The sequence below is a fragment of the Dermacoccus sp. BD5 genome (assembly GCF_044878485.1).
GTDB lineage: Bacteria > Actinomycetota > Actinomycetes > Actinomycetales > Dermatophilaceae > Dermacoccus > Dermacoccus nishinomiyaensis.
Map to the genome: position 1 here is coordinate 75,051 of NZ_JANJER010000002.1, position 12,819 is coordinate 87,869.

Below are 12,819 nucleotides of genomic sequence, written 5' to 3' on the forward strand. Positions count from 1 at the left end.
CTTGAGGCATGTCAACCCGCGCCAAGATCGCCGTCGCCGGCCTCGTCGTCGCCGCCCTGCCCGTCGTCGTCGCGACGACCGGTTCGGCCGAGACGTCGCCGGCCTCCTCCCCGACCGCGGCGACGAGCACGTCCGCTGCGACGCCGTCGTCCGCGAGCACGGGCGCGTCGCCCAGCGCCTCGTCGTCGGGATCTGCCTCCTCGTCGGCCGCCGCTGGGTCGACGCACGTCGACAAACCGCTGCAGCTACGCCTCGGCGGCAAGACGGTCGACCCGTCCTCCGTGCCCGACGCGACGTCACTGTTCACCCGTGGCGAGCTCGCACCGATCATCCCGCACCTCGACGGGGTGAGCGGCAGCGACGACACGCTCGAGTTGAACATCGCCGGTGAACCCTCTGACGACCGCAGCCACTTCGTCATCGCGCTGCCGCACACCGGTGAGTGGAAGGACGTCGAGGCCGCCTGGAAGCGTGACAAGGCCCTGCACGAGAAGCGCGCCCAGGCCAACCGCGGTCTCTACACGTTCTACGGCGAGGGCGCGCACGGCGTCAGCGATTCCTTCACCGACGGGACGACGACCCATGCGCTCGTGCGCACCGGGGATGCTGCGGCGGTCGTTCGTTTCTCCGGCATCGGTTTCTCGACGCTGGCCGACTCGCACGCCGATTCGCGCCGCGCGTACACGACGAAGACCGTGCCCGCGCTCCTCGACCTGCTCGGCGCGAAGTTGCGAACCGGTGAGTCGACGAAGGATGCGGGTGCGTCGTCGAGCGCGACGAGTTCTGCGACGTCCGGCGGCTCGGCGAGTCCGTCGACGTCACCCGCCGGCTCTCAGAGCGCCGCGCCGTCCTCGACGTCCGCCTCGTAACGCGGTAGCGGCAGCGCGACGACGAACGTCGCCACAGCAACGACGACGGTCGCGATGCCGAGTGCGGCGGCACCGCCGTCCATGAGGCTGAAGCCGATCGGCACGAGCATGGCGTTCCACAGCAGCGTCGGGGTCTTGGCCAGTGACTTGGCACGCACCAGGCCGACGACGAGGGCCAGCACCGCTCCCCCGAGGACGACGAGCATGGCCGCCTCCGTGAGGGCGCGCGTCGTCGTGCTGGCCGATCCGGTGACGGCGCTCACGACCGACATGACGGCCATGACGAGGATGGCGGCCGCCGAGATCGCCGTGCCCGTAGCGGCGGCGAGCCAATGGGCGCGCGAGCCCTTCCAGGTGGGAGCGGGGAGCGATGACGTCGAGCGGGTGGTGTCCACGCACCCACTTTACGCCGCGACATTTACGAACATCGTGTGAGCAAAAGCTCACATAAGCACACAAAAAGTTCGGGCAAACCCCTTGTGCTCGCCCGCGCCAGGTGTGAACCTATAACGGAACACCTCTGCAGCGCGTCCCAGCGTCGCACTGTGGACACGCCGGCACCCCGGCAGCGTTCGAACCGACCCCGCCGGTTTCAGCGGAGACATCAAGGAGCAAGCCACATGGATTGGCGCAATCGCGCTGCGTGCCTGGACGAGGACCCGGAGCTTTTCTTCCCGATCGGCAACACCGGCCCTGCCCTGCAGCAGATCGAAGACGCCAAGGCTGTGTGCCGACGCTGCGAAGTGATCGACACCTGCCTGAAGTGGGCTCTCGAATCCGGTCAGGATGCAGGCGTCTGGGGCGGCCTCTCGGAAGACGAGCGTCGCGCTCTCAAGCGCCGCAACGCCCGCGCCCGCCGCGCCAGCTGACCTGAGCCCCGCGTCGACGACTGGCGGCACACCCTGGGTGTGACCGCCAGTTCTGTCATGTCCGGGCCCGGCTGCTGGTGCTGGGATCTGCGCGCCGGCGGGGTGAACACGGCGATGAGCGAATGTGACCGATGATCGCGCATGGGCACGGACATCGCCGATGGGGACGGGATTCGCGAAGGTGGACGAAAATCGTCGATGGGGACGGGATTCGCGAAGGGACGGGATTCGCGCACCGGGTAATGGTTGAGAATCGAGGACTTGGGGCGCGGCTGACGTAGGTCAGTTCGACGCAGGGACTGGACGCAGACGGGCGCTGAAGTGCGCGTCGGTGCCGCCGCCGTCGAGGCGATGCCAGGCGATCTCGCCGTGCAGATCCTCGACGAACGTCGTGACGATCTGCGTCCCGAGCCCGCTGCGCACGCGTGCTGACGCACCTGTCGGCGCGTCCGGGCCGGTACCGCCACGCTCGCCGCCGGGCGCACCTCCGCGCTCGTAGCCGCGGCCGTCGTCGATCACGTGGACGTCGAGCCGGTCGCCGTCGCGACGTGCCCGTACGGTGACGTTGCCGCCGGCGTCCCCGAGGCCGTGCTCGACGGCGTTCTGCACGAGCTCGCCGAGGACCATCGCGAGGGACGTCGCGTCCTCGCTCGAGAGCACACCGAAGGAGCCGTCGAGGTGGGAGGCCACCGAGGCGTCCGAGCGGCGGGCCACGTCGATGCTCGAGGCGAGGCCGCGGGCAGCGACGTCGTCGAAGTCGACCGTGCCACCGAAGCCCTCGCTGAGCGACTCGTGAACCGCGGCGATGACGCCGACACGGCGCCCCGCGTCGGCGAGGGCCTGACGGGCCTCCTCGTCGGGCAGCCGGCGCGCCTGCAGGCGCAGCACCGCGGCCACCGTCTGCAGGTTGTTCTTGACGCGGTGATGGATCTCGCGGATCGTCGCGTCCTTCGTCAGCAGTTCGCGGTCGCGACGGCGCAGCTCGGTGATGTCGCGCAGCAGCAGCGCCGCGCCGAGGCGGCGTCCGCCGGCCACGAGCGGCACGGCACGCACCATGACGGCGGCCGAGCCGCGCCGGAACTCCGCCTGCCAGGGGGCGCGGCCCGCGAGCACGACGGTGGCCTCCTCCGGCCCGTCGCTCGCCTTGACGCCGCGTTCGTCGAGCGCGGTGGCGAGGCGCAGGCCGGGGATGTTGCTCTCCACCCCGAGCCTGCGGAGCGCCGAGACCGCGTTGGGGCTCGCGTAGGTGACGCGACCGCTGGCGTCGAGCTCGACGACACCGTCGCCGACGCGCGGCGCACCCCCGCGACCGCCCATGACGCCGCCGCCGTCGGGAAAGGTGCCCTCGGCGATCATGCGGAACAGCGCCTCCGCGAGCGCCACGTAGCGCGTCTCCAGGCGGCCGCGGCGACGCACGTTGCCCAGGCGCATGTGGCACCCGAGAACCGCGATGACGCGTCCGCCGCGCCGCACGGGCACGAGGCGCCGTGAGACCGGCTCGCCTTCGACCACGATGTCCACGCGCGTCTCCGCACCCTGGAGGCGAGCGCGATCGAGGCCCACCTGCAGATCGTTCGAACGGGCGGCGTCCTCAACGCCGTCACTCACGTCGGAGGCGTCCGCGCGGGCTTCACCCTCACGCAGCCCCCGCTCGACAGAGGTGCCTGCGCGAGCAGCAACCTCAGCGACGCCACCACGATCGGCATCGTCCTGTGTCTGCGACGAGTCGAGTTCCTGCGGCCTGGCGCCGACGAGGTCGTCGGCGAACAGGCTGACGCCCGTCGTCGGGCGTACGTGCGCCGCGACCTGCCACCCGGCGTCGCCGCGCACCCACATCATGAGGTCGCCGAAGGCGAGGTCGGCGAGCAGCTGCCAGTCGCCGACGAGCAGGTGCAGCCACTCGTGGTCGGCCTCGTCGAGTGACGAGGCCGACCCGAGGACGTCCTGCATCGTCGCGTTCACCGCGCTCAGTCGCGCTCCCCTGCCGCAGCGCGCGTCAGTGAGCGCATCGTGCGCAGCGCCACCGACATCGGGGCCAGGCGGGCCGCCGAGTTCTGCACGCCCGTCACGGCGGCGCGGGCACGCTCGACGGCGAGCGAGTGGCGCTGCGCCCACTGCTGCCAGCGCTCCTGCGTCGTCTGCGATGCCTCCGACTCGGCGAGCACATCCCGTGTGAGGTCGGCGAGCACCGCGTACGCGTCGTCGCGCACGGCGCCGCGCGCCAGCGCGTCCCAGCGGTCGTCACGCGGCAGCTCGGCGATGGCGTCGAGCATGCGGCCGAGGCCGATCTGGGCGCCGCCGTAGTAGTACGCCGCGGCGACGTCCTCGACGTCCTCACCGAGGTCACGCGCGAGCTCGACGATGTCGAGCAGGACGAAGTCGTCGAGCAGGGCCGCCGCACGTCGCGCGAGCGCCGTCGGGACGCCCTCGCCGACGAGCTGGTCGACCTCGGCTTCGAACTTCTCGCGCCCGACGCCGACGACGAGGTCGGGCACCTTCGGCGACAGCTGCTGCACGGGCTCGCGGTAGCGCTCGACGAGCGTCTCGATCGGCGTGTGCTCCACCTCGTGGTGGACGAACCAGCGCGTCGCGCGGTCGAGCAGGCGGCGCAGACGCAGCAGCAGCCTTGACTGCACCTGCGTGCTGATGACGTGGTCGAGCGCCTCGACGTCGTCGATGAAGCTCTGCGCGTCGAACACCTCACGCGCGACCACGAAGGCCTTGACGATCTCCTCGGCCCGGGCGCCCGTCTCCTCGACCGCGCGGTGGACGAAGGTGATGCCGCCGCGGTTGACGAGGCCGTTGACGAGCGAGTTCGTGATGATCTCGCGCCGCAGCGGGTGGTTCTCCATCGTCGTGGCGTACGGCTCGCGCAGCGCCTCGGGGAAGTAGCCGAGCAGCTCACGCACGAGCCACGGGTCGTCGACGAGCTCGCTCGCGCCGACCTCGTTCTTCAGCCGTAGCTTCGAGTACGCGAGCAGCACGCTGAACTCCGGCGACGTCAGCCCCTCGCCGGCCTCGAGGCGCCGATCGATCTCGGCCTCGTCGGGCAGGAACTCGAGCTCGCGGTCGAGGAAGCCGTCCGACTCGAGGTCGGCGATGAGCCGGCGGTGCACGTGCAGCATCTGCGGGCCCTGCACGCGAGCGTTGCCGAGCAGCGTGTTCTGGTCCGTGTTGTGACGCAGCACCTTCGAGCCGACCTCGTCCGTCATCGAGGCGAGCAGCTCGTTGCGCTCCTCGAGCGCGAGCGCACCGTCGCGCACGGCGTCGGCGAGCAGGATCTTGATGTTGACCTCGTGGTCGCTCGTGTCGACGCCGGCCGAGTTGTCGATGGCGTCGGTGTTGACGCTGACGCCGTGCTGTGCCGCCTCGATGCGCCCGCGCTGGCTGACGCCCAGGTTGCCGCCCTCACCGATGACGCGCACGCGCAGGTCGCGACCGTCGACGCGCACGGCGTCGTTGGCACGGTCGCCGATCTCGGCGTTCGTCTCGTCGGAGGCCTTGATGTACGTGCCGATGCCACCGTTCCAGAACAGGTCGACGGGGGCGAGCAGCACCGCGCGCATCAGTTCGTTCGGCGTCATCGTCTCGACGCCGTCGTCGATGCCGAGCGCCTCGCGGATCTGCGGTGTCAGCTTGATCTGCTTGGCCGAGCGGGAGAAGACGCCGCCGCCCTCGGAGATGAGGTCGCGCGAGTAGTCCGACCACGACGAGCGCGGCAGCTCGAACAGGCGGCGCCGCTCGGCATACGACGCGGCAGCGTCCGGGTTGGGGTCGATGAAGATGTCACGGTGGTCGAAGGCGGCCACGAGTCGGATGTGCTCCGACAGCAGCATGCCGTTGCCGAACACGTCACCACTCATGTCGCCGACGCCGACGACGGTGAAGTCGTCGCTCTGCGTGTCGTGGCCCAGCTCGCGGAAGTGGCGCTTGACCGACTCCCACGCGCCGCGGGCGGTGATGCCCATCGCCTTGTGGTCGTAGCCGTTCGAACCGCCCGAGGCGAAGGCATCGTCGAGCCAGAAGCCCTCGCGACGAGCTACGGCGTTGGCCTTGTCGGAGAACGTCGCGGTGCCCTTGTCGGCGGCGACGACGAGGTAGGGGTCGTCGTCGTGGCGCACGACGTCCTGCGGCGCGATGATCGTGTCGCCGTCACGGTTGTCGGTGACGCTGAGCAGACCGCCGATGAAGGCCTCGTAGGCCTCGACGCCCGCGGCGAGCCATGCCTCGCGATCCGCCGGGTCGGGTAGCTGCTTCGCGACGAAACCGCCCTTCGACCCGGTCGGCACGATGACGGCATTCTTGACCATCTGCGCCTTGACGAGGCCGAGGATCTCGGTGCGGAAGTCCTCGAAACGGTCGCTCCAGCGCAGCCCGCCGCGCGCGACGAGCCCGAAGCGCAGGTGCACACCCTCGACCTTCGGGCCGTAGACCCAGATCTCGAACATCGGCACGGGCGCGGGGATGCCGGGAACGTCGGCGCAGCGGATCTTGAACACGAGCTCCGCACACTCACCGGAGAGCAACTTCGGCGTGTACGCGTTCGTGCGCACGATCGCCATGATGACGCCCTCGAGTGTGCGCAGGATGCGGTCGTGGTCGAGGCTCGTGACATCCGCGAGACCGTCGGCGAAGCGCTGGCGGACGGCCTGCGTCTGCGCCTCTCGCTCGTCGGCGTCGAGGGAGGGGTCGAAGCGCGCCTCGAACAGGCGCACGAGCAGCGACGTCAGATCCGTGTTCGCGAGCAGCGCCGCGACGACGTACTCGTAGCTGAGCGAGAACCCGATCTGACGCATGTAGCGCGCGAGCGCCCGCAGATGGTTGATCTGACGCCACGACAACCCGGCCGCGAGGACGAGCTGGTTGAGCGCGTCGTTCTCGGCCTGTCCGCGCCAGGCGGCGAGCACCGTCTCCATGACGTTCGTGCGCCGACGCGCGCTCTCCTGCGGCGTGTTGCCCCACATCGCCGTGCGATCGGCGACAAGGCCGAAGTCGTAGACGTGGCAGGTGGAGCCGTCGGCGCGCGTCAGCGTGTACGGACGCTCGTCCGAGACCTGCACGCCGAGGTTCGTGAAGATCGGGAATACCTCGGTGAGCATGAGCGGCTCGTTGCGGAAGATCTTGAGGCGTCGCTCGCGCGAGTCGACCTTGTCGGTGCCGTACAGCGTGAGCGCCGCGTCGTCGTCACCGAGGCGTTCGAGCCGGCGCATGTCGGCGACGGCCTGACGGGGGGTGAAGTCGTCGGAGTAACCGGCCGGGAACCCGTCGGCGAAGGTCGAGATGAGCTGGCGGGCATCGACGTCCGCGAGCCCCTCCTCCGCGTGCGCGGCCTGCGTGACGCGCTCGCTCCACGTGCGCGTCACCTCGAGGACGGCGGCGCGGATGTCGTCCGCACTGACGTCCGGGATCGCCGTCCCACGCGGCAGGCGCACCGTGTAGTAGATGCGTGCGAGCGCCTCGGAGGTGACGCGGGCGGTGTAGTCGACCGTCTCCGCGCCGTACGCCTGGGCGAGGTGCTGAGCAATGGCCTCGCGCACGCGGGTGTTGTAGCGATCGCGCGGTAGGTAGACGAGGACGGCGACGAAGCGGCCGTAGTCGTCATTGCGCAGGAAGACGCCGACGTGACGGCGCGCCTGCAGGCGTACGACCTCCGTGGCGATCTCGTAGAGGCGCTCCGAGGAGGTCTGGAACAGCTCGTCGCGCGGGTAGCTCTCGAGCACGTGGAGCAGGTCGCGGCCCGAGTGCGAGTCGGGCGAGTAGCCCGCCCGGCGGATCACCTTGGCGACGCGCTCGGCGACGATCGGGATGCTCGACGGCGACGCCGCGTAGGTGCGGGCGGTGTGCAGGCCGAGGAAGCGACGCTCGCCGGTGACGTTGCCCGCCTCGTCGAATGTCTTCACGCCGACGTAGTCGAGGTAGGCGTCACGATGCACGCGCGAACGCGAGTTGGCCTTCGTCAGCGTGAGCAGCTGCGGCGAACGCGCCGCGGCGCGACTCTGCGGCGTCATCCGCTCGAACCCGCGCGGCGCGTCGGAGGCCGAGCGCAGGATGCCGAGGGCGCTGCCGTCGACGGGACGCAGCACGTCCTCGCCGTCGACGACGTCGAGGGCGTACTCGCGATAGCCGAGGAAGGTGAAGTTGTCCTCGGAGAGCCAGGTGAGGAAGCGGCGCACGTCGGCCGTCGCGAACTCCGGCACCGACACGGGCGGGTTGGCTCCGAGGTCGTCGACGATGGCGAGCGCCTGGTCGCGCATGCGCTGCCAGTCGTTCGCGGCGGCGCGCACGTCGTCGATGACGTCGCTGATCGTGCGCTCGATCTCGTCGGCGCCCGTGAAGTCGCCCAGCGGCGAGATGTGCAGGTAGACCCACGACTCCTCGCTCTCGCGCTGGCCCTCCGGCACCGTGTCGGTCTGGCCGGGCAGGCGCACCGCGCCGGGACGCTTACCGCTGCGGCGCGCGAAGCACAGCTGCCCCGAGGCGTCGCGCCGCACCGCCATCTGCGGGTGCAGCAGGTCGCCGATGCCGGCGCCACGCGAGGTGACGGCGGCGACGATCGAATCGACGACGAACGGCATGTCGTCCGTGACGACGCGGATGACGGCGCCCGCAGTGAGACGGTTGACGCCCCCGTGCTCGACGGCGTCGTCGATGAGGGAGGCGGGCAGATCCCCCTCGACCTCGACGATCGAGTGCGCACCGGCGCGGCGCTGCGCGGCCTGCATCTGGCCCTCGACCACCCAGGCCAGGTGGTCGAGCGACTTGCCGGCCAGCTCGGCCGGAGGGATGTCGCCCAACACCCCCTGGACGATCTCGAGCGCGACCCCGGTGCGGGCCTCGACGTCGGACAGAGCAGGCGTTGGAGCCTCGGCAGACATGACCTCTCCTGGCAGAGCGACGGGCGGTACGACGCTGTACCGCTGCCGTCGACTCTAACGCGCCCCGGCGACGTCGACGGCCTTCGGTGTCGCAGACTTCACCGACGCGCCAGGACGCCTCGCGTCGTCGTCCACAAGCTGGGGGCTCGGGCTCGGCACGTTGTCGGTGCCGGCGCCTACGGTGGGGTTCATGGAATCACTCACCGCCGCACCCACGGACGTCGCCCCGCAGCTCACCCGGGCTGCGCTGCGACTGCTCGACGTCACGTTCGAGCCTGCGGCGGTGTGCAGCGGTGAACGCTTCGATCTCGTCGTCGAGGCGTTGAGCGATCAGTTGAGCGACACCGCGACGGCGCTGCTGGCCACCGCTCCCCCGCCACCGTTCCGCGCGCCCGAGCTGCCTCATATCGCCGGGGCGACGACGCGTCGCGCGGGGGTGACGTTGCGGCGCGCCGTCGAGGAGGGCACGCTGCCCGGCAGCGGCCGCTCCTTGACCACGAGCCGTGACGATCTGCTCGACGTCGAACGCTCGATCCGCGACCTCGTGAGCACGCACCCACAGCTCGCGTCCACGGCAGCGCTGCCCTGCGCGGACGCGGTGGGGCGCCTCGCGCGCGTCGTCTCCACCTACGCCCACGGCTACGCGCGGGTGGCCGCCGCGCTCGCACGGCCCGGCTGCTCTCGTGAGGCGGCCGCCGACGCGGCGGCCCGCACCGAACGAGCGCTCGTGCGCTGCCTCGATCGCTGCGGTGACACGCGGGCCCTGCGCTGAGCGCGGGCACGCTCCGCCGGGGGCCGCTCAGAGCAGTGCGCGTACCGCGTCGATCTCGCTCGCGTCGTACCAACTGAGTTCGAGGTCGGCGTCGTCGCTCACCTGCTCACCCTCGTCGCCGACGAGGAAGCACGCGACATCGCGCAGCGTCACGTCGCCGTCCACGACGACGCGGCCGGGGAGTGCGCCGCCACCGGTGGAGGCCGCGGGCCTCACTCGAGCGTCCGGCACGTCGACGACCACGACGACGACGCGGCGCCCGGCACAGCCTGCGGCTGCGAGTTGCGTCGCGATGTGCTCGTGCAGTTCCTCGTCGCCGTGCGGGGCGAGCGCGCGCACGTCGTCGGTGACGGCGAACGCCGCCTCCACCGTCAGAGCCGAGGTGGCGAGCGCCGCGACACCGTCAGCGGTCACGGGGCAGTACAGGCGAGTCATCGGAAAGCCTTTCGAGCGGTGGGGCGACGCCTCGAGCCTAGCGGCGCCGCCATGCGCGACGACGACGCGTCGCATGCGGTGCCACGTCGGCGCCCAGCTCGCTCGCGAGATCGCGCACGGCGGCGAGGTACGGTGCGCCATCAGCGCCCTCGAGCAGGGTTCCGCGCAGCACCGCGGCGTCCAGCGCATCGCGCACGTCGGGCAGCACCGCCACGGGTCGCACACCGAGGAAGCGTTCCAACGCGTCCGCGACGACCGACGAGGCGCTCCCGCCGACCGCTCGTTCGCGGGCCTTCGACACGACGACGCGGACATCGTCGTGCAGGTCGATGATCGCCGGCGCGTGCTGCACGAACCGTTGCAGCGAAACCGGGTCGCAGCCGGCGAGCGCGACCACGTGGTCGGCGCGCGCGAACGCCTCGCTCGACACCCCGACCCGGGAGGGAGCGACGGTGTCGAACAGCAGGCTCTCGTCCGACTCGACCTCGGCCGCCACGTCGACGACGACCCAGCGGTAGTGCTGGGCGGCGAGATCGAGGACGCGGCCGAGGTGGAATCGGGTCAGCTCGTGCCAGCGCCCGGAATGCCCGATGCCGGTGAGCACGTCGAAGCCGGGCGTGACGTGCGCGGCGATGGAACGTAACTGGTGCAGGTTGAGGGTGCCCGCATCGACGAGACGCGCGGCCGCGAGGACGCCGGGTGCCTCGTCGAGCAGCCCGAGATGCGCCGAGCAGGACGGCGCAACGGTGTCGGCGTCGACGAGCAGCGTCGGCCCGCTCTCGCTCAGGGCCTGCGCGAGATGGGTGGCGCACGTCGTGCGCCCCGGCGCGCCGGGCGGGCCCCACACGACGGCGGTGGTGCTCGTCGGCGATGACGCGGCCGCTGCCCCGTCATCGGGCCCGTCGGTGGCCAGGCTCGTCTCGGCCTGTTCTGCGGCGGACGCGAGCTCGTGCTCGGCGGGGCCGGTGTGCGCGAGGGTCTCGAAGGCCTGCTCCAGCTCGCCCGATCCGACGACGTGGGTCCGTCGCAGGGACCACGCCTCGCACTGGCGAGCGTCCAGAGCGGATGTGGCTGAGACGACACCGAGCACCGACGCTCCCCGCACGGTCAGTTCCGCGACGACGCTGCCGTTCATGCCCGGGAAATCAGGGCTGATCGCGGCGACGGTGACGGCGCCCGACTCGGCGGCGCTGAGTAGTTCGGTGACATCGGCGCAGCGCCGCACGAGGGTCGCGTCCTCGACGGAGGCGAGCTCCTCGGCGAACCGCGCCTCGAGACGCGCCGAGATCGCGGTCGCGACGGTGCACACCGTCATCGTCGTCACGAGCGGGCCGCCGAGTCGAGCGGCACCAGCGTGATGCGCGCGCCCGAGTTGACGGCATCGATCATTGCCGGCAACGACTCGCGCGGGACGAGGATCTCGACGGGCGAGCCGTCGGCGACGGCGACGACACCGCCGCTGCGCGAACCGACGTGCGACACCAGGGCCCGCTCGACGCTCTGGTGCGGCTTGTCGAAGCCGGTCGAGCCGGCGCCCTCCTTCTTGTCCGAAACCCAGACCTCGACGTCCCCGCCGGAGCGGATGACGTCGGCCTGCCCGCGCTCGACGTTGACCGACAGGGCGCGAACCGTCACACCGGAGGCGTCCCCGACGGCGTTCTTCGGCACGAGCTCCCCGGCCCCGACGGCGCGCTGGACGACGCCGCCCGGCTGGGTCGCGCTCGACAGGTACTGCCCGCCGCGATCGTCGAGACGAACCCTCGTCGGCACGAGGTCGGACGAGGTGAGGCGCTGACCAGGCACGAGGGCGCTCTTCGCACTCCACACCTGCACCGAATCGTCGAACGAGCCGATGACACGCAACGTGCCGAGCACGCCGAGGGCGAGCAGCACGATGCCTACGACCCAGCGCACGTCCTTCATGCCGGTCGGCACGAACCGCCGCGCCGCCTGCGCCCCCGGCGAGACGTCCTTCAACCTGCGTACCCCACGCTCACCCACGATGTTCCTCCTCGTTCGTCCACAGCCGAGATCCATCGTCACGCGGGCGAGCGGGCCCGACGCCTAGAATGATCGTCAGGTTTTGGTAAGAATCTCCGCACCCGTCGAAAGGCACCCCATGGCGCAGCGCTTCGTCCAGATCGCCGACGTGGCGGAGACCCTCAACGTCTCGGCGCGGCAGGTCTACGGACTCGTCAAGTCGGGTGAGCTGCCGGCGATCAAGATCAACAACCAGTGGCGCGTCGAGGCAGCCGAGGTGGAGCGCTACATCGAACGCGCCTACGCCGCAACGCGATCCGCCGTCGCCGCCGGCGGAATGGGCGAGGACTTCTGAGGGCTCGACGTTCGTCCACGCGCGCCTGATCACCTGCTCGGGGGGCCGGCGTGAGGTGTGAACTCAGTCAGCGGCAGCGGCTCAGCGTCCGCTGGCGTTGACGTCGATCCACGCGAGATGGGCGAGCGGGAGCACGAGACTCGCCGCGCCGCGCGCCGGGGTGAGGACGACGTGATCGGCGCTCACCGCGTCGATCGTCCCGACGATCGTGTGCCCGCCGAGGCGATGCCAGGCGAGAGGGGCACGTGAACGCGCCATGGCACGCAGCACGCTGCTCCATCCGCGTCCGATCGACGAACCGTCGGCCGCGACGTGGGGGCGCCCCAGCCCGCTGACGCAGGCGATCGCACTGACGGGCACGAGACGGAGCCCGGCACGCACGAGGTCGTCGACACCGTGCACCGCATGCACGCCGTCACGATCGAGAGCGAGCCAGCCCTCCCCCACGTCGAGGAGGTGCCCGCGCAGAGTCTCGGTGCCGACGCTCAGTGCGACGACACTGCCGATCCCGGCACGCAGCCGGTCGACCAGCGTGACGCCGGCGTGCTCGACGCGCACGCTCTCAGCGACCTCTGCCCGCGCCTCGGCACGTTCCTGTGCCTCCTGGGCAGCCTCGAGGTCGGCCAGCAATCGCTCCATTCGCATGGCTCGACGCTAGAGCAGC

The 12,819-nt window shown here is 71.0% G+C and carries 12 protein-coding genes; 4 read left to right on the forward strand and 8 right to left on the reverse strand.

Going from position 1 to position 12,819, the window contains the following annotated elements; translation table 11 throughout:
* The first annotated feature begins 8 nt into the window (after positions 1–8).
* Positions 9–869 (forward strand): hypothetical protein, encoded by an 861-nt coding sequence (locus NQ706_RS01975; RefSeq protein ID WP_038568907.1) that lies wholly within the window; start codon positions 9–11, stop codon positions 867–869.
* Here NQ706_RS01975 and NQ706_RS01980 read toward each other — a convergent pair.
* Positions 833–1,264, reverse strand: coding sequence for a hypothetical protein (locus tag NQ706_RS01980; RefSeq protein WP_150112770.1), 432 nt, complete (start codon positions 1,262–1,264; stop codon positions 833–835). The genes NQ706_RS01975 and NQ706_RS01980 overlap by 37 nt on opposite strands.
* Positions 1,265–1,489: 225 nt before the next feature.
* Here NQ706_RS01980 and NQ706_RS01985 point away from each other — a divergent pair, with 225 nt between their 5' ends.
* Positions 1,490–1,738, forward strand: coding sequence for a WhiB family transcriptional regulator (locus NQ706_RS01985; protein ID WP_006943843.1), 249 nt, complete (start codon positions 1,490–1,492; stop codon positions 1,736–1,738).
* A 282-nt stretch (positions 1,739–2,020) separates the two neighbouring features.
* Here NQ706_RS01985 and NQ706_RS01990 read toward each other — a convergent pair whose 3' ends face one another.
* Genes NQ706_RS01990 through NQ706_RS02000 form a run of 3 tightly spaced genes read right to left on the reverse strand, consistent with a single transcriptional unit; the run spans position 2,021 to position 8,805 of the window.
* Positions 2,021–3,700, reverse strand: coding sequence for a sensor histidine kinase (locus tag NQ706_RS01990; protein WP_150112771.1), 1,680 nt, complete (start codon positions 3,698–3,700; stop codon positions 2,021–2,023).
* A gap of 5 nt (positions 3,701–3,705) precedes the next feature.
* On the reverse strand, positions 3,706–8,613 hold the full coding sequence (locus tag NQ706_RS01995; RefSeq protein WP_038568911.1) for an NAD-glutamate dehydrogenase: 4,908 nt from the start codon (positions 8,611–8,613) through the stop codon (positions 3,706–3,708).
* A gap of 54 nt (positions 8,614–8,667) precedes the next feature.
* Entirely contained in the window at positions 8,668–8,805 is a 138-nt protein-coding gene (locus NQ706_RS02000) for a hypothetical protein (protein WP_165584067.1), read from the reverse strand.
* On the opposite strand from NQ706_RS02000, the gene NQ706_RS02005 reads away from it, so the two are divergent.
* Positions 8,804–9,385, forward strand: coding sequence for a hypothetical protein (locus tag NQ706_RS02005; protein WP_038568913.1), 582 nt, complete (start codon positions 8,804–8,806; stop codon positions 9,383–9,385). The genes NQ706_RS02000 and NQ706_RS02005 overlap by 2 nt on opposite strands.
* A 27-nt stretch (positions 9,386–9,412) precedes the next feature.
* Here NQ706_RS02005 and NQ706_RS02010 read toward each other — a convergent pair whose 3' ends face one another.
* The 3 genes from NQ706_RS02010 to NQ706_RS02020 are packed head-to-tail and all read right to left on the reverse strand — an operon-like array spanning position 9,413 to position 11,821.
* Entirely contained in the window at positions 9,413–9,820 is a 408-nt protein-coding gene (locus tag NQ706_RS02010) for a DUF6912 family protein (protein ID WP_006945782.1), read from the reverse strand.
* A 37-nt stretch (positions 9,821–9,857) separates the two neighbouring features.
* A complete protein-coding gene (locus tag NQ706_RS02015; protein WP_051806015.1) occupies positions 9,858–11,144 on the reverse strand; it encodes a ParA family protein in 1,287 nt (428 codons plus the stop codon).
* A complete protein-coding gene (locus tag NQ706_RS02020; protein WP_131941310.1) occupies positions 11,141–11,821 on the reverse strand; it encodes an SAF domain-containing protein in 681 nt (226 codons plus the stop codon). The genes NQ706_RS02015 and NQ706_RS02020 overlap by 4 nt, the downstream gene beginning before the upstream one ends.
* Before the next feature lie 118 nt (positions 11,822–11,939).
* Here NQ706_RS02020 and NQ706_RS02025 point away from each other — a divergent pair, with 118 nt between their 5' ends.
* A complete protein-coding gene (locus NQ706_RS02025) occupies positions 11,940–12,155 on the forward strand; it encodes a helix-turn-helix domain-containing protein (RefSeq protein ID WP_006945776.1) in 216 nt (71 codons plus the stop codon).
* 81 nt (positions 12,156–12,236) lie between these two features.
* Here NQ706_RS02025 and NQ706_RS02030 read toward each other — a convergent pair whose 3' ends face one another.
* On the reverse strand, positions 12,237–12,800 hold the full coding sequence (locus NQ706_RS02030; RefSeq protein ID WP_131941312.1) for a hypothetical protein: 564 nt from the start codon (positions 12,798–12,800) through the stop codon (positions 12,237–12,239).
* Positions 12,801–12,819: the final 19 nt, after the last annotated feature.